Genomic DNA, 18924 nt, shown 5'->3' on the forward strand with positions numbered 1-18924 from the left:
TTCTTGAGGGGAGGGGAGGGGAGGGGCGGAAGGGAAGGGGTCACAGAACGTTATGGGTCGTGATCGTCGTGTGTTCGCCCGGCAGTTGACCCGAGAGATGCTCCGATGCGGTGCCGGTGTCCGAATTGAGGACGAAATAGACCGTCCGCAGGTTCGGCACCACGGACCGGAGCCCGGACAGGTCCTCGGTCCCCAGCAGCTTTCTGAGTTCCAGGTGCTCGACGCCCGGCAGCGGCGGTGCCGACCCGAGGGAACCCAGGGCGGCCCGGTGGATCCGCAGCTCTCTGAGCCGCGGCAGCGCGGCGGCCTCGGACCAGTCGTCGGGGGTGAGTTCGCCGGGCACCCGGCTCAGCCACAGGGTGCGCAGCGACTGCCAGTGGCGCAGCCCCCGCATCCCGGTGTCGCGGAGTACGCCCTGCCCGAAGGTGAGGATTTCCAGCTGGGCGTTCAGCGGGAGGGTCTCGCTCAGCGACCGGCCCCTGAGCCGGTGCCCGATGTTCAGGTCACGCAGCGAGGTCAGCCCCGCCAGGCCGCTGGGGGCCGGGGTCCGTTCCGAGGCGGGCAGCAGGAACAGCCCTCGCAGCGGCAGCTCCGCGAGGGGCGCGAGATCGTCGACTCCCGTGCACTGATCGAGGTTGAGCTGCTCCAGCCGCGGCTGCGCCGTCAGGAAGTCCAGGTCGCGCAGACGGTTGTTGTACCGCAGCGCCAGACGTGTCACCTGGTCGGGCGGGAGACAGGAGCGCAGCTCCGCCGAGTCGATGTCTCCGACGATCTGCAGCCTGGGTCGGCCGCCCAGTTCGCGCAGCACGTGGAGCTGGGCGGTCGAGTGCGCGGTGAAGTAGAGGCCGGCCGGGTCCAGCTGGGCGATGATCTCGGAGGCGTAGCGCTCGGTGTCGAACCGGTGCCATGCCCAGGTGAGCTGGGCCCGTACGGACAGGGCCGGGTGCGAGCGGAAGCGTGCCAGTACGGGGACGGCCGCGTCGGTGCCGATCAGGGAGGCGGTGACCACGACACCTCGGGCCTCGGCCTCGGTCAGCCCCTCCGGTCCGGGCAGCAGCTCCAGGACGAGGGGGCCGGCCTCGGCCAGGGCACGGGCCTCCTCGGACGTCCTCGGCGGGATGAGGGCGGCGGCGTCGCCCTCCACGGCGGCCCGCACCTCGGGGGCTAGCTGCGTGGCGTGCTCCAGCGAGGCGAGGGCGAGAAGCCGTACGCGGGTCGCGGACGCCCTGTCGAGCCGGGTCGCCGAGTCGGTCATGGCACCCAGCAGATCGGCCCGTTCCCGGGGGCGGGCATGGGCGACGGACATCCGGATCACGTCCGCCCACTGGGATTCCCCGGCGTTGCGCACCAGCAGACCGAAGTCCCCGTCCTCCACGGCGGCCTTGGCGCCCAGGTAGTCCTGGAAGGTGCGGTGGACGAACTCGACGGTGCCGAGGGTGGGTTCACGGAGGAGGCCGCTGCGGACGATGAGATGACGCAGTACCTGCGAGGCGTCGCCCTGGTGGGCGGCGGCCGGGAGCGAGGGCAGCACATCGGCGACGATGCGTTCGGCGCGTTCGCGGTCCATCTCCACCCGGCCGTTGCGGATGAGCCAGTAGGCGAGCCGTTGCAGAAGCTGGATCTGCGGAAGTTCCGTGAGATGGATGCCGTCGTGATCGCCTCCCCGCACGAACATGTCGCGCTCCTCGTCACGGCGCGACAGCAGCATGGAGAGCGCGGCGTCGTACAACTCCTGTCTGCCGTGCGGCAGATAACCCCGTCGGTCACGGTGCAGCGCGCAGATCAGCCCGCACATCAAGGGGTTGGTGGCGAGGCGGCCGAGGTCCGGCTTGGTCCGGACGGCGTCGAGGAGGGAACGCTCGTAGCCGTCGAGGCGGTTCGTGTCCGAGGCGTCCAGGCGTGCCGCGGCATGCCAGCGGCGGATGAACGCGGCCACGTCGTCGCCGGTCATCGGCGAGAGGACCAGTTCGGTGAATCCGTCGGGGGCGAGCCAGTCCTCCCGTACGGCCGAGGGACGGGACGTGACCAGCCACTGGTTGCCGGGGTAGGCGTCGAGGAGCTCGCGCAGCCAGCGGCGGGTGCGCTCACGGTCGCGTTCGGGGATCTCGTCGAGGCCGTCGACGAGCAGCAGGCCGCGGCCCTGGCCGAGGACCCGGTCGGTCCAGCCGCCGGGCTGGGTCGCGTGGAAGGGGACGCGGACGGCGGAGAGGAAGGCGTCGGGGGACGGAAGGCCGTCCGGGCGGCGGACGAGGGTGCGCAGAGGGAGAACGAAGGGGATGCGGTCTCCCCGCTCTCCGCGTGCCGCGGTCACCGCGAGCCACTGCACGAGCGTGGTCTTTCCGGAACCGGCCACGCCGCGCAGGAGCACCAAGTCCTCTTCCGACAGGGCCTGTTCGGCGGGCAGGGAGGAGCCGGCCGCCGCGATGAGCACACCGTCCGAGGAAGCGGTCTCCTCGTCTCCCCCGGGTCGTACGGCCTGGAGGCTGAGGTAGGCGGCGTCCAGCGGCCAGCGTTCCGGGGAGTTGACGAGGTCGATGCCGTAGATGGTGAGGTGGCTGTGCTTGGTGGCGACCTGGGCGAGATAGCGCTGCTCGAAGGCCTGGTCGGTGCCGCCCGCCATGGGGGTGCGGGCGATCAACTCGTCCACCTTGGCGATGAGTTCGCGCTGTCTGCGGCTGTGCTCCACGAGGGTGCGGGCGGCGAAGGTCGAGCGCTGGGTGAAGAAGTGCAGGATGTGGAGGCAGGCCGTGTCGAGCAGCCCCTCGTAGAACAGGGTCGCGTCGAAGGACAGGTCACGGTCGGGGTTCCCGCTCGCCGCGCGCAGGCGCAGGGCGAGCGCGCGGTGGCCGAGTTCCACGGCCTGGATGTCCGTCATGGTGAGGTCGCCCAGGCCGTGCAGGGTCGCGGCGAGGGCGTGGACGACGGCCCGCTCCTCGTCGGCGGGGATCGGACGTTCCCCGGCCCGCACTGCCCGGCCGACCAACTCGGCGGAAAGGGCGGCCAGTTCCTTCTCGCCGATGACCCGCTTCTCGCCCTTGAAGGAGACGAACGCGGAGATGCGTACGGGCTTGTCGACGAGCCCGGCCCCCGGGCCCTCCGTCACGAAGAGTTTTCTGACGAGAGGCGCGGCCACGCTGGAGGCCAGGCGGGTGCCGACGGCTACTGGGTCCATGACGATCCCCCGGGAGAACGTTGAGCCTGAAGGACAACCGTATGTTCTGACAGCTGATCCACACAGCAGGGCGCGGTGGCGCACCAGCCCGGGCGGTCGCGACAGGCCCCGGCCGCGGGCGCCCCCGGCAGGGAGCCGTCCGGCGCCCCGCCGTCCGGGGCCCCCGCCTGGAGCGGTCACAGAGGCGCGGTCAGGGCCCATCCGTGCCATGAGGACGGCGGGGCGGGCATCCGGGCGGTCGGGGAGGGCCGATCGGCTCCCCAAGGCCCTTGAAAACAGGGGCCGCAGCGTAGCCCGCGTCACATTCAGGGGCCCCTGAATCCGGGGGCCCGGTGACATGACGCACAGGCGGTTTGTCCGGTACTAGGGCGAATAGTGGAGACGCGAAATCGGACAAAAAGGACCTTCGGCCCGGGGTTCGAGGGTCGATCCGCACCCCGAGGAGACGGATGGGCCGAGGGCAGGTTTAGCAAGGGATGTGCTGGCCCGAAGTGGGGCTAAACCTGGTTTCTCGGGCAAAAACGGCAAGATCCCGTGCGAGATGTCCAGGGTGTCAAGGTTCATCAAGTTTTGCGGTGAAGTACTAGCTCACGTCGTAGATAGGCCGTTTGAGTGCCCCTGGGGGTGCGGGTTACCAATGAATGGCCCGCTCGGTGGCCGCCAGTGCACCGGAGTGGTTGTTCAGTCCCTGTCCCCGTCTCCACGAGGTATTCATGTCGAAGCGCGTCACGTCCCGCAAGTCCCTTACGTCCATGGTCCGCACTCGGGCGGCCGTTCTCGCCGTCGGTCTGGGCGCCTCGGTCGTTCTGGGCGCAGGGGTCGCGACCGCCGCCGAAACCGGCCTCAGCAGCAGCGGTACCGTCACCGCAGCCAACGCCGTGCAGACGCAGGCGGCCGCTCAGGCGAAGGCCGCCGCCGCGCAGAAGGCTGCGGCCGTCAAGAAGGCCGCGGCCGTCAAGAAGGCCGCCGCAGCGAAGGCGTCCGCCAAGAAGTCCGTCGCCAAGAAGGCCGCTTCCTGGGTCGACCCGGTGGCGAAGTACACCCTGTCCGCCTCCTTCAACCAGGCCGGCGGCATGTGGTCCCACAAGCACTCGGGCCAGGACTTCGCCGTGCCGCTGGGCACCAACGTCGTCGCCGCGCACGGTGGCACCATAGTCAAGGCCGGCGGCAACGGCGCCGGTGACGGTCCGGCGTACGGCAACGCCGTCGTCATCAAGCACGCCAACGGCACGTACTCGCAGTACGCCCACCTGTCGCGCATCGACGTGAAGATCGGCCAGGTCGTCGCCACCGGTCAGCACATCGCCCTGTCCGGCAACACCGGCAACTCCAGTGGCCCGCACCTGCACTTCGAGATCCGTACGACCGCCAACTACGGTTCGGCCGTCGACCCGGCCTCGTTCCTGCGTGCCAAGGGCGTCAAGGTCTGATCCGCCTGCCCGCGCCGGTGACCCGGCGCGGAGCCCAGGTGCGGAGCCCGAGGCGGAGCCCCGGCGTCGGAAGCGGCGCTACGAAGCTCCGCCTCCGGCCGCTCCGCCCCCGTGGGCCTGTGTCACCAGATCGATGGCGACCTCCAGGACAGCCTTGCGCTTGTCCTCGGGGTCGCCTTCGACGTCCTTGAGGACGAACATGCCGGCGTGCATCGTGAAGAGCGCGCTGATGCAGCGGACCTGGTCGGTCAGCGGCGACTCGGGCTCCTTGATGATCTCCAGCATGCTGATCATGCGGTCCTTGAAGGTCTCGCCGATGCTCAGCTCGCGCACCGTCGCCTGGTTCTCCTGCATGAAGCGGAAGAGCGGGGACGCGCCGCCGAGGGCGTCGCTGTAGCGGCGCAGCACCTCCTGCTTGGTCGCCAGGCTGTGCGGCTGCTGCTTGCCCCACTCGATCAGCTCGTCGAGCGGCCTCGTCAGATCCTCGAAGAGGCTGATGAGGATCTCTTCCTTGGTCTTGAAGTGGTAGTAGAGCGCCGCTTTGGTGACGTCGAGGTGCTCGGCGATCTCGCGCAGTGAGGTCTTCTCGTAGCCCTGCTCGGAGAAAAGTTCGAGGGCCACGTCCTGGATGCGCTGCCGCGTGTCGCCCCGGCGCTGCCGCTTGGTGCCGTCCATCGTGCCGCCCATCCTCGTATGCCTCGCGCTCCCTGAAACTTACCTGTCGACCGGCTGGCAAAACTAGTCCTACTTACTTGACGCCCGGCTAGTTGCGAGGCTATTTTCCCTGAGTGTAGTCAGCTTGTCGGTCGGCAAGTAAGTAGCCGGACGGCGGCAGAAGTACTTAGGGGAGTGGGAACGATGGCGGACAAGACGAAGGCGGCCGAACCGGTCGCCGATGCCGGGAAACCGGCCGAGGGCGAGAAGCCGCAGCGCAGCGTGCGCGTGGTCCTGCTCGCGCTGATGCTCACGATGATGCTGGCGATGCTCGACAACATGATCGTCGGCACCGCCATGCCGACCATCGTGGGTGAGCTCGGCGGACTCGAACACCTTTCCTGGGTCGTGACGGCGTACACCCTCGCCACCGCTGCCTCCACCCCGATCTGGGGCAAGGTCGGCGACATGTACGGCCGCAAGGGCTCCTTCATGTCGTCGATCGTGATCTTCCTGATCGGCTCCGCGCTGAGCGGCATGGCCCAGAACATGGGCGAGCTGATCGGGTTCCGGGCCATCCAGGGTCTCGGCGCCGGCGGTCTCATGGTCGGCGTCATGGCGATCATCGGTGACCTGATCCCGCCCCGTGAGCGCGGCAAGTACCAGGGCATGATGGCCGGCATCATGGCCCTGGCGATGATCGGCGGTCCGCTGATCGGCGGCACCATCACCGACAACTGGGGCTGGCGCTGGTCCTTCTACATCAACCTGCCGCTCGGCGCGGTCGCGCTCGCCGCGATCAGCATCGTCCTGCACCTGCCGAAGAAGCGGTCCGAGACGCGCATCGACTACCTCGGTGCCGCGCTGCTGACCATCGGCATCACCTCCATCGTCCTCGTCACCACCTGGGGCGGCACGGAGTACGCCTGGTCGTCCGCGCGGATCATGGAGCTCATCGGCCTCGGTGTCGCCGCGCTGGTCGGGTTCGTCTTCTGGCAGACCAAGGCCGCCGAGCCGATCCTGCCGCTGCACATCTTCCGCAGCCGCAACTTCACGCTGATGTCGATCATCGGCTTCGTCACCGGCTTCGCCATGTTCGGCGCCACGCTGTTCCTGCCGCTGTACCAGCAGGCGGTACAGGGCGCGTCCGCGACCAACTCCGGTCTGCTGCTGCTGCCCATGCTGGGCGCGATGCTCGTGACGTCGATGGTCGCCGGGCGGGTCACCACCGCCACCGGCCGCTACAAGATCTTCCCCGTCATCGGCGGTGTGCTGATGGTGGTCGGCCTCTACCTGCTGTCGACGATGGACACGGACACCACCCGTTTCATGTCCGGCGTCTACATGGCCGTCCTCGGCCTGGGCATGGGCTGCCTGATGCAGGTCACCATGCTGGTGGCGCAGAACAGCGTGGAGATGAAGGACATGGGCGTCGCGTCCTCCTCCTCCACCCTGTTCCGTACGCTCGGCTCGTCGTTCGGTGTCGCCGTCATGGGCGCGCTGTTCAACAACCGCGTCAAGGACGTCATGGCCGAGAAGGCCGGTGCGCTGGGCTCGAAGATCACCGAGCAGTCCCCGCAGCTGGACGCGGCGAGCCTGGCGAAGCTGCCGGCGGCGGCGCGCGAGGCCTACCAGCACGCGGTGTCGGCCGGTACGCACTCGGCCTTCCTGCTGGGCGCGTCGGTGGCCGTGATCGTGATGATCTCGTCGGTGTTCGTCAAGGAGGTCGCCCTCAAGGGAGCGGGAGCGCCCAAGCCCGCCGAGGACGGGGCGCCGGACGAGGCACCCCAGGTCCCGCTCGCCGAGCCGGTCTGACCTGACCGCGGGGCAGGTCCTTCCGCCGGCCCCCGAACTCCTCGCACCGAAGGCCCCCGGCGTTGTCCGCCCCGGGGGCCTTCTCCCGTGCCGTCCCTCGCTCCGGCTCCGTTCCGTATCCCGTTCCACGTGACTGTCAGTGGCACGGGATACGGAACGTGGACCGAATGCGGCAGCCGCGGCCGGCCGAGGACGTGACCGGTTCTCCTCCACGCAGCGCCGCGAGGGCGGCGGCCTCGACCCGGACCAGGACTGGAGCGTCCCAGGGCTGCCGGGACAGCCCCTGGGACAGGGCTCGTGCCCTCCGGCTACTTCCCGGACGGCGGCAGGATCGGGTAGCTCCCCGTGCTCGTCGGCGCGTGCTCCGGCAGCCACAGGACGGCGACCGCGCCCTCGGCGGGTACGTCGTCCGGGGCCCCGGCGGGCCGTACGTTGCGGAAGGTCAGCCGCGCGCCGAGCACCCGAGCCTGGCCCGCGGCGATGGTGAGGCCGAGTCCGTGGCCGTCGCCCGCGCGGTCGGCGCTGCCGGTGCGGAACCGGCTCGGCCCCTCGGCGAGGAGCTTCTCGGGGAAGCCGGGACCGTGGTCGCGGACGCGGATGACGCGCCCCTCGACGGTGACCTCGATCGGCGGCCTGCCGTGCCGGGCGGCGTTCGCGAGAAGGTTGAGCAAGACACGCTCCAGGCGGCGCGGGTCCGTCGTGACCTCCGACTCGTGCACCACGCGCACCTCGACGTCGGCGCCCTTGGCGGCCACCCGCCGGCTCACGAAGTCGCCGAGCATGATGTCCTGCAGCTCGGCCCGCTCGGAGGCACCGTCGAGCCGGGCGACCTCCAGTACGTCCTCGACGAGCGTGCGCATGGCCTGCGCCCGGTCCCGTACGAGCTCGGTGGGGCGGCCGGGCGGCAGGAGCTCGGCAGCCGTGAGCAGCCCGGTCACCGGTGTGCGCAGTTCATGGGCGATGTCGGCGGTCACCCGGCGCTCGGCCTCGATGCGCTGCTGGAGCGCGTCGGCCATGGCGTCCACGGCGCGCGCGAGGTCGTCGGTCTCGTCGAGCACGACACCGCCGATCGCGTCCCGGACGCGGACGTCGGTCTCGCCCTTGGCGACCCGGTTCGCGGCGGACGCCGCCTTGCGCAGGCGACGCGAGAGCTGGCCGCCGATCAGCACACCGAGGGCGCTGCCGCCGAAGACGACCGCGATGGAGCCGATGATCAGCGCCTGGTCGAGGTCCTTCATCACGTCCGCGTTGCGGTCCGTGAACCGCTCGTGCCAGGACAGCACCTGGCCGTTCCTGAGCGGTACGGCGGCCCAGATGTCCGGAACACCGTTCGCGCCCGCGGAGACATAGGTCGCCCGCCGCCCCTCCGAGACCTTCGCCAGCAGGTCCGCCGGAATGGAGGGATCGTCGATCGTGGCCCCGAACGGCGGCGTCCGGCCCGGCCCGTACATGCGCTGGGCGAGCTGGATGCGTTCGTCGGCCAGGTCGCGCGAGTTGTCCAGCATCGAGACACGGGCCGCGTTGTGCACGACCAGGCTCAGCGCGATCGCGACCAGCGCGCCGACCAGGGCGATCGCCGTGCTGAGCTTCCACCGGATGCCTGTACGAATGCTCGTACCCGAATCCGTGCCCCGGTCGATGCCGATACTGAGGCCTCTGCCTCTGCCTCTGCCTCTGCCCCCGCCGGCGCCTCTGCCGGTCGCGGTGCCGTCTCTGCCGGTGGCGGTGCCGGCGCGCGGGCCCGTGGTCGTGCCCCCGCCCGCGTCCCGGCGTCTCCCCGGAATCGGTCCCTGACCCGGAACCGAGGGTTTCCCCGGAGCCGAGCGCTGAAATATCCCCCGCATACCCGTGCTCAGGCCTTCAACTTGTAGCCGAAGCCGCGGACCGTCTCGATACGGTCCTGGCCGATCTTCGTACGCAGCCGCTGCACATGGACGTCGACCACCCGGGTGTCCCCACCCCAGCCGTAGTCCCACACCCGTTCGAGCAGCTTGTCGCGGCTCAACACCGTCCCGGGCGCCGCGGAGAACTCCAGGAGCAGCCGCATCTCGGTGGGCGTCAGGGCCACCGGCGTACCGTTCCTGCGTACCTCCATGCCCTCGGTGTCGATCTCCAGGTCACCGAAGGCGAGCATCCCGCCGTCCAGCGACCCGGCCCCCTCGGTCCCCGCTCCCTGCCCGCCGCTCGCGTGCCCGAAGCGGCGCAGCACCGCGCGGATCCGGGCGACCAGCACGGCGCCGTCGAAGGGCTTGGTCACATAGTCGTCGGCGCCGGCCTCCAGGCCGAGCACGACGTCGATCGAGTCCGCGCGCGCGGACAGCATGATGACCGGCACGGTCGACTCGTCGCGGATACGGCGGCACAGTGAGACGCCGTCGAGCCCGGGGACCATCACGTCCAGCAGGGCGATGTCGGGGCGGTCGGCACGGAACGCCTCCAGGCCCGACAGCCCGTCGGGCATGGCCGTTACCGCGAAGCCGTCGCGTTCCAGGGCGAGTTGCGTGGCCTCGCGGATGACGTCGTCGTCCTCGACGAACAGGACGTGGGTCTGCTCTGCCATCCGGCTGTTCCGTCCGCTCTCAGTTCGCGTCGGGGGAGGGCGAGCTCGCGCCGCCCACCGCGTTGCTGTAGTCGTTGTGGATCCGGGACTGCTCGGCGAACCGCGTCGCGGACCAGCTGTAGGTGATCACTTCCTCGCTGGAGGGGTACGACACCGGGTCGCCCTTCTCGTACAGCTGCTGGGTGACCACCAGATCGCCGCGGTCTATCTCGGCGTAGACCGGCGGTTCCTCGGCCTTGAAGACATTCTGGTACCTGCCGTTCTCCTCGCGATAGACGTACGAGCCGACGCCCACGGCGTCGGCACAGGTCATCACGTTGATCACGATGTCGTTCGACGATCCGCCGGTCAGGTCCCCGTACGACACGTCGACCGGGTACTCGTCGGCGACGCACGGCTTCAGGTCGCGCTTGACCGCCGTGCTGACCGCCGGGTCGGCCTTGACGATCCTGACCGCGTCCGCGCGCTTCGGCGCCCGGGTGGGCGAGCCGGAGACGACCGGTGCGGCACCGCCCTTGGCGACCGCGTCGCTGCCCGCCGGGCCCTCGTCGCGGGCGCCGGTGCCGCCGGTGGCGCACGCGGTCACGAAAAGACCGAGGGCGGTGAGCCCGGCAGCCGCCGAACTCCCCGCCTTCAGGGCCTGTCTGCCCCGAACTCCTAGGCCGCGCAACGCTCCCGCTCCTCACGTTCGAGCGCGCGGGCGTCCAGGTCGCGGCTCTCCAGCTCCTCGCGGAGCCGGGCCAGTGCCCGGTGCAGCGTGCTCTTGACCGTTCCGGCCGACATGCCGAGTGCGGCGGCCGTCTCCTCCGTGGACATCTGCTCCCAGTGTCGCAGCACCACGACACTGCGCTGCTTGGGTGCCAGCACCTTCATGATGTCCATCAGCAGCGCGCGGTCCGCGTGCTGCTCGGTGGCGTCCTCCACGCTAGCGTCCGGCAGCTGCTCCGTGGGCACCTCTTCGAGCTTGCGGGCGCGCCACCACTCGGTGCGGGTGTTGATCATGACGCGGCGCAGGTAGGCGTCGGCCAGTCGCTTGTCGGCGATGCCGTCCCAGCGGCCGTACGTCCGGACGAGCGCGGTCTGGAGCAGGTCCTGGGCGTCGACCGGGTCGGGGACCAGGCGGCGGGCACTGCGCAGCAGCGCGTCCTGTCGCGTGCGGACGTACTCCTCGAATTCGAGCACCTCGCCGTGCGCCATGATCAACCGCCTCCATCCCCGTTTCCGACCTGCCTGCTGCCGGTTGTCCATTGCCTGCGAACCGCCGCTCCGCGACCGCTTGTTGCGGTCCTTCCTGCGGTACGGCAATGAAGCTACGGAGGCGTTGTCACGGGGTTGTCCGAGCCAGCCTGCGGCCGGCACTCGGCTGTCCGTCGGTTGTGTAACGGTTGTAGGCGCGGGGTAAGGCGGAGGGGGTGTACGTCCGGATTGATGCTGGTTCGGCGCCTCCGCTATGTCATCGGCAGCCGATACAGACCACCCGGGAGCGGCTCCACCAGTCCGTCGGCGACGAGTCCGTCGAGCGCCCGGGCCCGCTGGACCGGTTCGTCCCACACGCGGTCCAGCGCGGACTGCCGAACCGGCGCATGGGCCTCCCGCAGGACGGCCAGCAGTTTGCCGCGCACCTGGCGGTCCGTGCCCGCGTACGTCTGCCCCTTGCGCGGCGGTCCCTCGTGCTCCGGCTTGCCGGCCAACCGCCACGCGCACTGCGCGGCGATCGGGCAGCGGTGACACGTCTCGTTCTTCGCCGTGCAGATCAGCGCGCCGAGCTCCATCGAGGCGGCGGCCCAGCGCGACGCCGTGCTCTCGCTCTCGGGAAGCAGGGCACGGGCGAGCTTGCGCTCGGCGGCGGTGGTGGCGTTCGGCGGGTACCGCACGCCGGTGACGGCGCGGGCGAAGACCCGGCGGACGTTCGTGTCCAGGACGGGATGCCGCTGGCCGTACGCGAACGACGCGACGGCGGCCGCCGTGTACTCCCCGATACCGGGCAGCGCCAGCAGCTGGGCGTGCTCCGTCGGTACGTCGCCGCCGTGCCGCTCCGTTATGGCCACCGCGGCGCCGTGCAGACGCAGGGCGCGGCGCGGGTAACCGAGCCGCCCCCAGGCCCGGACGGCTTCCCCAGGAGCGTCCTTCGCCAGATCGGCGGGGCGCGGCCAGCGGGCCAGCCACTGCTCGTACACGGGCAGTACGCGGTTGACCGGGGTCTGCTGGAGCATGAACTCGCTGACCATCACCGCCCAGGGGCCGGCATCGGGGTGCCGCCAGGGCAGATCGCGGGCGTGCTCGTCGAACCAGGCGATGACGGGGGTGTGGAGGTCCTCGCCGGAAGCGTTCCGGGTGGGCTGGGTGGGCTTGGTGGGTGCAGTCATGGCGCTATCGATCCTGCCATGCGGTGGCGGGGATGCGGGGACGACGCCGGGGCGGGCGGTGGTGAAAGACCGCCCTCGGTGTTTGTCGAGGCGCCGGGAAGGCCGTCTGCCGAGATGATGATCCGGAAAAGTTGCGACCAGGGCGGCGGGTGGGGCCAGTCGCGCGGCGGATCTCTCGTACAGTTTGCGCCGTGGGATCTCTGCGCAATCCGGTCGGGCCGCTCCCCTCCACCATCTATTGGCGTCGGAGGGCCGTTCTGCTGTCCGTGGTAGCGCTGTTGGCGCTGCTCACGGTCTGGGTGGTCAGTACCGGCGGCGGGGGCGGCAACAACAACTCCGGTGGGTCGAACGGAAAGAACCCCGCGCCCTCGATCACGCCGGGTCCCTCCGGTTCGGGTCCCGCGATCAGCCAACACCCGGGCGGCCGCGACGAGTCGAGCGGCAGTGACGGCGGTGACGGCAGTGGCGGTAGTGACGGGGGTTCCGGCGGAAGCGACGGGGGATCCGGCGACGGCTCCGACGGCGGTTCCGAGGGCTCCGGCGCGAGCGCCGGCGGCGGTTCCGGCGCAGGGGTCGGCACCGGTGGCGGATCGGCCGATCAGCTCCCGGCCGGTTCCACTCTCCCCAACTGCACCGCGGGCAAGGTGAAGTTGACGCTCAAGAGCGCCCGCAACACGTACGCCCCCGGCGAGCAGCCCACGATCGAGCTCGTCGCCAAGAACTCCTCGGGCAGCGACTGCAAGGTCGATCTCGGCCCGAAGAACACCGTTCTGACGATCACTCAGGCGGGCAGCGACGACGACATCTGGGCCTCGGACGACTGCCCGAAGAATGCCGCGGGCGTCCTCTACCGCGTCTCGGCCGGCGACCAGGTCACCTACACGGTGAAGTGGGACCGCAAGGCTTCTGCCCCCGAGTGCGCGACGCCCTCGCCGGGTGCGGCTCCCGCCGGCACGTACCTGGTCGAGGCGAAGACGCCGGGCCTGGCGAAGGCGCAGACGTCGTTCGTACTCTCCAAGGACTGAGGGTCCCGAGGGGCGGTCCGCCCCTGTCCGTGCAGGGGCCACGCCGACTTCCGGGACCCGCCCGCGTCCGCGGCGCGATCCGGACGGCAACGCCGCAGACGTGCGTGCCGGACCCCGCCCCGCGTCCGCGGCGTGATCCGGACGGCAGCCTTTAGACGTAACGCTCCAGGATCGACGACTCCGCCAGCCGGGACAGGCCCTCGCGGACGCTGCGCGCCCGGGCCTCGCCCACGCCGTCGACCGTCTGCAGGTCGTCCACGCTCGCGGCGAGCAGCTTCTGGAGCCCGCCGAAGTGCTCCACGAGCCGGTCGATGATCGCGCCCGGCAGCCGCGGCACCTTGGCGAGAAGGCGGAAACCGCGCGGGGAGACCGCGGAGTCGAGCGCCTCCGGAGAGCCGGTGTAACCCAACGCCCGCGCCACTGTGGAGAGTTCGAGGAGCTCCGCGTGGCTGAGCGCGTCCAGCTCGGACAGTGCCTCGTCGACCGTGCGGGAACGCTTGGCGGTCGGCTCGGGAACGTAGTCCCGGACGACCAGCTCGCGATCGGGCTCGACGCCGGCGATCAGCTCGTCGAGCTGGAGGGTCAGCAGACGCCCGTCGGTGCCCAGCTCGACGACGTACTCGGCGATCTCGGTGGCGATGCGGCGCACCATCTCCAGACGCTGGGCGACCGCGGAGACGTCCCGGACGGTGACGAGGTCCTCGATCTCCAGCGCCGACAGCGTTCCCGCGACCTCGTCCAGGCGGAGCTTGTAGCGCTCCAGCGTGGCGAGGGCCTGGTTGGCGCGCGAGAGGATCGCGGCGGAGTCCTCCAGGACGCGGCGCTGACCGCCGACGTACAGGGCGATCAGGCGCATCGACTGGGAGACCGAGACGATGGGGTAGCCGACCTGCTTGCTCACCCGGTCCGCGGTGCGGTGCCGCGTGCCCGTCTCCTCCGTCGGGATCGTCGGGTCGGGCACCAGCTGGACGCCCGCCCGAAGGATCTTGGTGATGTCCTTGTCGAGCACGATGCCGCCGTCGAGCTTGCACAGTTCGCGCAGACGGGTCGCGGTGAACTCGACATCCAGGACAAAACCGCCCGTGCACATCGCTTCGACGGTCTTGTCGGAGCCGAGCACGATGAGTCCGCCCGTGTTGCCGCGGAGAATCCGTTCGAGCCCGTCACGAAGTGCCGTACCAGGTGCCACGGCGCTGAGTGCGGCGCGCATCAGGCCATCGGCACCGGAGCTCCCACCGGACTTTCCGGGAGCTGCTGCCCGGTCGTTGGCTGCCACTGCACTCCTCCGGTCGCGGGTTTCCGGTCGCGCTCGGTTCGTACGGACGGGCGAGACCAGGGCAAAGTCTACCGGCGCTGCTCCTCTTCCCGTGGGGCCTCTCTGCGACGCGAGCGCGGAAGCACGCTCAGCGCCGCGCCGATGTCGGCCACTTCCAGGACCTTCATGCCCGCCGGGACCTTGCCGGGATCGGTCGGCACGAGCGCGTGGGTGAACCCCAGACGGTGTGCTTCGGACAGCCTGCGCTGGACGCCCGTGACCCGTCTGACCTCGCCCGCGAGCCCCACTTCGCCGATCGCCACGAGGTTCTTGGGCAGCGGGGTGTCGCTCGCCGCGGAGGCCAGGGCGAGCGCGATGGCGAGGTCCGCGGCGGGCTCGGAGAGCTTCACGCCGCCGACCGTCGCCGAGTAGATGTCCCGCTTCCCGAGTGCGCTGATCCGCCCGCGCTGCTCCAGAACGGCGAGCATCATCGAGACGCGGGAGGTCTCCAGGCCGGACGTCGTACGGCGCGGGGAGGGGATCTGCGAGTCCACCGTGAGCGCCTGCACCTCGGCGACCAGGGGGCGGCGGCCTTCGAGGGTGACGGTCAGACAGGTGCCGGGGACGGGCTCGGTGCGGCGCGTCAGGAAGAGCCCCGACGGGTCGGTGAGGCCGGTGATGCCCTCGTCGTGCAGCTCGAAGCAGCCGACCTCGTCCGTCGTCCCGTATCGGTTCTTGACGCCTCGGACGAGTCTCAGACGCGCGTGCCGGTCGCCCTCGAACGACAGGACGACGTCCACGAGGTGTTCGAGCAGCCGGGGTCCGGCGATCGCGCCGTCCTTGGTGACATGGCCCACAAGCAGGGTGGACATGCCGCGCTCCTTGGAGGCACGGATGAGCGCGCCCGCGACCTCGCGGACCTGCGCCATGCCGCCGGGTGCGCCGTCGATCTCCGGGGAGGCGATGGTCTGGACGGAGTCCAGGATGAGCAGGGACGGCTTCACCGCGTCCAAGTGGCCGAGGACGGCCGCCAGATCGGTCTCCGCGGCGAGATAGAGGTGGTCGTCGATCGCCTTGATGCGGTCCGCGCGGAGCCGCACCTGGCTCGCCGACTCCTCGCCCGTCACATACAACGTGCGGTGCTCGTCGCTCGCGGACTTGGCCGCCACGTCCAGGAGGAGCGTGGACTTGCCGACGCCCGGCTCACCCGCGACGAGGACGACCGCTCCGGGCACGAGACCGCCGCCGAGGACGCGGTCCAGCTCGGGCACGCCGGTGCTGCGGGCGGTGGCCTGACGGCCGTCGACCTGTCCGATGGGCACCGCGGACGTGGTGACCCGCCCCGGTGCCGTCGTCCGGACAGCGGGCGTGCCGTACTCCTCGACCGTCCCCCAGGCCTGGCATTCGGGGCAGCGGCCGAGCCACTTGGCCGTCTGCCAGCCGCACTCGGTGCAGCGGTAGGACGGCCGGTCCTTCGCGGTTTTCGTACGGGCAGCCATGACCGAACCGTAGCCGGAGCCACTGACAACCCGGCACGCGCCGGTGCACCCCGGCCCCGGCCCCCGTCCGGTCCCCGTCCGACTCGATCCTCCGCACCTCGGCTCCCGGCCGCCGCGGCCCTGTTCCCCGAGCCGCCGCAGCCCGTGCACCGAGCCCCCATGCCCCCTTCCCACCCCCGTGCGACCGAGCCCTCCGCGGAGCCATCGCGCCCCCATCTGCCATCGCCTGCCATCGCCATCCGTGACGGCCCAGGCCAGGGGTCGGGGGTTCCTGTCCCCTTATGAGGGATCGTTTCACCCGTACGGATTAAATGTGCTCAAGGGGGAGGAAGGGGCCGCCCTCGGGCACCTACGGTCGCACGGGTGATGAGCAGCAGTTCGGAGACCTCCACGCACACCACCGGCGCACACCGGGCGCACGGAGCCGCGCGCAAGCGGGCGGCCGTGCCCCGTGCCGCGACCCCCCGCACCCTGGCCCAGCGTCCCCCCGCGCGTTACGAGCCCTACCTGGACGGCCTGTTCACCTACTGCCTGTCCGTGCTGTGCGACCACGACGCGGCCACCGCTGCCCTGGGCGACGCCCTCGCGCTGGCCGAGCGGCGCGGCCAGCGCGGCCCCGAGTCCGCCGCCGACCGCAGGGCCTGGCTCTACGCGCTGGCCCGCTGGTCCTGCCTGCGCAAGCTCACGGAAGCGCGGCGCAAGCGGCAGGCGGCGCACGCCTCCGGGCGGTCCGCCCCGCGCAAGAGCGACCCCCGGGGCGCCTCTCGGAGCACCCACGAGGAAGCCGCACAGAAGGAAGCCGCACAGAAGGGAGCCCACAAGGCCGCCGCCGACCGGCGCGCGGCCGAGGCCCTGAGCGCCGCGCCCGTCTCCGATGAGGTCCGGACCCACCGTCGGCACGAACTCGGCCTGCTGGCCTGGCCGGAGGCCGCCGGCACCACCCCTGAGCAGCGCGAGGCGCTCGAACTCGCCGTACGCCACCAGCTCGCCGCCCACGAGGTCGCCGCCGTCCTGGGCATGGACCTCGCCACCGCGCGCGAGCTGCTCGCCTCCGCCGCCTGCGAGGTCGAACGCACCCGCGCGGCCCTCGCCGTGGTGGAGACCGGCGCCTGCCCCAGCGTGGCCCGGCTCACCGGCGACAACCAGCTCGTGCTGAGCACCACCCTGCGCGGCGAACTGGTCCGGCACGTCGACGACTGCCCGCGCTGCCGCCGCACCGCCGAGCGCGCGGTCCCCGGCGCCTGGCCCGGCACCAGCGTCACGCCCGCGGCGCTCCCCGTCCTGGAGGCCCCGCACGCGGCCCTGCGCGTCGCCATGGCGCACGCCCCCCGCGCGCGGGGCAGCGCCCCACGCTTCGACCGGCGCGGTTTCCCGATGGATCCCAAGGACCACGCCGCCCGGAGGGACCGGCTGCGCGCGCGTGCCGTCACGACCACGATCGTCGCCACCGTCGTCGCCGCGCCCGTTCTCGCCCTCTGGGCGGCGTACCGGGGCGCGCCCCTGGTCGGCGAGGGTGTGGACGGCCGCCCGGCCACCACGAGCGAGGCCCAGGACCCCGACGGTCTGGACGACGGGCGCGGGGGCGGCTACGAGAACGCCGGCAACGCCAGCGCGGGACCCGACGCCCGATTCACCAAGGGCAGCCGCTCGCCGGATGTCTCCGTGGAGGTCGTCAGCGCCCCCGGAAGCACCCCGGGACGGAACGCGGGGCACCTCTCGGTGGCGGCCGGCACCGACGGCGACACGACCCTGGTCACGCTGACCGCGTCCGGCAGTTCGCCGGTCCACTGGTCGGCGCGCACCGGCGCGTCCTGGCTCTACCTCAGCCAGTACTCGGGAACGCTCGACCCGGGCGAGTCGTTGACGATCAAGGTGTACGTCGATCATCTTCGCGAGCCGGCGGGCCACTGGAGCGCGCGGGTGTCGATCTCCCCGGCGGGCGCGATGGTCACCATCGCCGGGTACGGGAAAGCGGGTCCGTCCCACCCCGGTGCCCACGACCCCGCCCCCACCCCGAGCGACCCGAGCCCCTCGGGGCCGGGCTCCACCCAGCCCCCGACCAGCCCGGACCCGTCCCCTGATCCGAGCGATCCGACGCCGACGCCCACTCCGACCGACTCGGACTCCTCGGACCCGGGCGGCTCGACGTCGCCGCCGGGCGACAGCGGTGACCCGGACCCCTCGTAGGGCCCGGCCACCGGCCGTAAGCGGGACGTGCGGCGGTGCGGGCCCCTCCGGGCTCAGCCCACCGGATCCGCGGGATGCGGTGCCAGCAGCGGCAGCTGCGAGGCCAGCCGTGCCTCGCACAGCTCGACCAGGCGGTCGTATCCCGCCTTGCCCATCAGCTCGACGAGCTCCGGACGGTACGAGACGTACACCGGGTCGCCGGCGCCGTGTGCCGAGGTCGCCGACGTGCACCACCAGTGCAGGTCGTGGCCGCCCGGGCCCCAGCCGCGGCGGTCGTACTCACCGATGGAGACCTGGAGCACCCGGGTGTCGTCGGGCCGGTCGATCCACTCGTACGTGCGGCGCACGGGCAGCTGCCAGCAGACGTCCGGCTTGGTCTCCAGCGGCTCGCGCCCCTCCTTGACGGCCAGGATGTGCAGCGAGCAGCCCGCGCCACCGGAGAAGCCGGGACGGTTCTGGAAGATGCAGGAGCCCTGGTACGGGCGGGTCTGGCGGTCGCCGTCCTCGTCCTGCGACACCCAGCCCGTCTCGACGCCCACGTCATGGTTCTGCCAGATCTCCGGCGTGAGCCGGGCCACGTGCCCCGCCACCCGCTTCTCGTCGTCCTCGTCGGAGAAGTGGGCGCCCAGCGTGCAGCAGCCGTCGTCGGCGCGGCCCGCCTGGATGCCCTGGCAGCCGCTCCCGAAGATGCAGTTCCAGCGAGAGGTCAGCCACGTCAGATCGCACCGGAAGACCTGCTCGTCATCGGCCGGGTCAGGAAACTCCACCCATGCGCGAGCGAAGTCGAGCCCCTTCTCGTCGCTCTTCTTCACGGACTTCTTGGGCTTCGTGGCCTTCGCCTGCGAAGAACCGGTGGCCGATTTGTCAGGCTTCGCCTTTTTCGTCTTTGGCACGCGTCCAGGGTAAGTCGCTTCTGCCCGCTCCGGGGACGCCTCGTCCCCTGTCCGCGGAGCACCGTTCG

General features: G+C 71.1%; 14 protein-coding genes. 4 read left to right on the plus strand and 10 right to left on the minus strand.

The features are described from left to right. Positions 1-40 precede the first annotated feature (40 nt). Positions 41-3172, minus strand: a complete 3132-nt coding sequence (locus tag ACFWBT_RS20315) for an NACHT domain-containing protein (RefSeq protein WP_385702139.1) — start codon at positions 3170-3172, stop codon at positions 41-43. Positions 3173-3885: 713 nt separating this feature from the next. On the opposite strand from ACFWBT_RS20315, the gene ACFWBT_RS20320 reads away from it, so the two are divergent. Next, positions 3886-4602, plus strand: coding sequence for a M23 family metallopeptidase (locus ACFWBT_RS20320; protein WP_385702141.1), 717 nt, complete (start codon positions 3886-3888; stop codon positions 4600-4602). Positions 4603-4680: 78 nt separating this feature from the next. Here ACFWBT_RS20320 and ACFWBT_RS20325 read toward each other — a convergent pair whose 3' ends face one another. Further along, complete coding sequence (locus ACFWBT_RS20325; RefSeq protein WP_385702143.1) at positions 4681-5277, minus strand: TetR/AcrR family transcriptional regulator; 597 nt, start codon at positions 5275-5277, stop codon at positions 4681-4683. Between the two features lie 183 nt (positions 5278-5460). Here ACFWBT_RS20325 and ACFWBT_RS20330 point away from each other — a divergent pair, with 183 nt between their 5' ends. Next, on the plus strand, positions 5461-7071 hold the full coding sequence (locus tag ACFWBT_RS20330) for an MDR family MFS transporter (protein ID WP_385702145.1): 1611 nt from the start codon (positions 5461-5463) through the stop codon (positions 7069-7071). 308 nt (positions 7072-7379) lie between these two features. Here ACFWBT_RS20330 and cseC read toward each other — a convergent pair whose 3' ends face one another. The 5 genes from cseC to ACFWBT_RS20355 form a co-directional block, all read right to left on the minus strand. Next, entirely contained in the window at positions 7380-8915 is a 1536-nt protein-coding gene (gene cseC, locus ACFWBT_RS20335) for a two-component system sensor histidine kinase CseC (protein WP_385702147.1), read from the minus strand. A gap of 8 nt (positions 8916-8923) precedes the next feature. Beyond that, positions 8924-9631 carry a two-component system response regulator CseB gene (gene cseB / locus ACFWBT_RS20340; RefSeq protein WP_385702149.1) on the minus strand — a complete coding sequence of 236 codons (708 nt, stop codon included), beginning with the start codon at positions 9629-9631 and terminating at the stop codon, positions 8924-8926. A 19-nt stretch (positions 9632-9650) separates the two neighbouring features. Beyond that, positions 9651-10301 (minus strand): hypothetical protein, encoded by a 651-nt coding sequence (locus tag ACFWBT_RS20345; protein ID WP_385702152.1) that lies wholly within the window; start codon positions 10299-10301, stop codon positions 9651-9653. Continuing rightward, positions 10289-10828, minus strand: a complete 540-nt coding sequence (locus ACFWBT_RS20350; RefSeq protein ID WP_266761288.1) for a SigE family RNA polymerase sigma factor — start codon at positions 10826-10828, stop codon at positions 10289-10291. Before ACFWBT_RS20350 ends, ACFWBT_RS20345 begins: the two co-directional genes overlap by 13 nt. Positions 10829-11079: 251 nt before the next feature. Then, positions 11080-11997, minus strand: coding sequence for an A/G-specific adenine glycosylase (locus ACFWBT_RS20355; RefSeq protein ID WP_385702154.1), 918 nt, complete (start codon positions 11995-11997; stop codon positions 11080-11082). A 191-nt stretch (positions 11998-12188) separates the two neighbouring features. Here ACFWBT_RS20355 and ACFWBT_RS20360 point away from each other — a divergent pair, with 191 nt between their 5' ends. Continuing rightward, complete coding sequence (locus ACFWBT_RS20360) at positions 12189-13022, plus strand: hypothetical protein (RefSeq protein WP_385702156.1); 834 nt, start codon at positions 12189-12191, stop codon at positions 13020-13022. 151 nt (positions 13023-13173) lie between these two features. Here the strand turns inward: ACFWBT_RS20360 and disA are convergent, their stop codons facing one another. Together disA and radA are read right to left on the minus strand one after the other, a co-directional pair. Further along, entirely contained in the window at positions 13174-14298 is a 1125-nt protein-coding gene (gene disA, locus ACFWBT_RS20365; protein WP_385702159.1) for a DNA integrity scanning diadenylate cyclase DisA, read from the minus strand. Positions 14299-14366: 68 nt separating this feature from the next. Continuing rightward, on the minus strand, positions 14367-15776 hold the full coding sequence (radA, locus tag ACFWBT_RS20370; RefSeq protein ID WP_385702161.1) for a DNA repair protein RadA: 1410 nt from the start codon (positions 15774-15776) through the stop codon (positions 14367-14369). A 366-nt stretch (positions 15777-16142) separates the two neighbouring features. Here radA and ACFWBT_RS20375 point away from each other — a divergent pair, with 366 nt between their 5' ends. Beyond that, on the plus strand, positions 16143-17963 hold the full coding sequence (locus tag ACFWBT_RS20375; protein WP_385702163.1) for a hypothetical protein: 1821 nt from the start codon (positions 16143-16145) through the stop codon (positions 17961-17963). A 53-nt stretch (positions 17964-18016) separates the two neighbouring features. On the opposite strand, the gene ACFWBT_RS20380 is transcribed toward ACFWBT_RS20375, so the two are convergent. Continuing rightward, positions 18017-18856, minus strand: a complete 840-nt coding sequence (locus tag ACFWBT_RS20380) for a hypothetical protein (protein ID WP_385702166.1) — start codon at positions 18854-18856, stop codon at positions 18017-18019. Positions 18857-18924: the final 68 nt, after the last annotated feature.

The organism is Streptomyces sp. NPDC060027 (assembly GCF_042737005.1).
Lineage (GTDB): Bacteria > Actinomycetota > Actinomycetes > Streptomycetales > Streptomycetaceae > Streptomyces.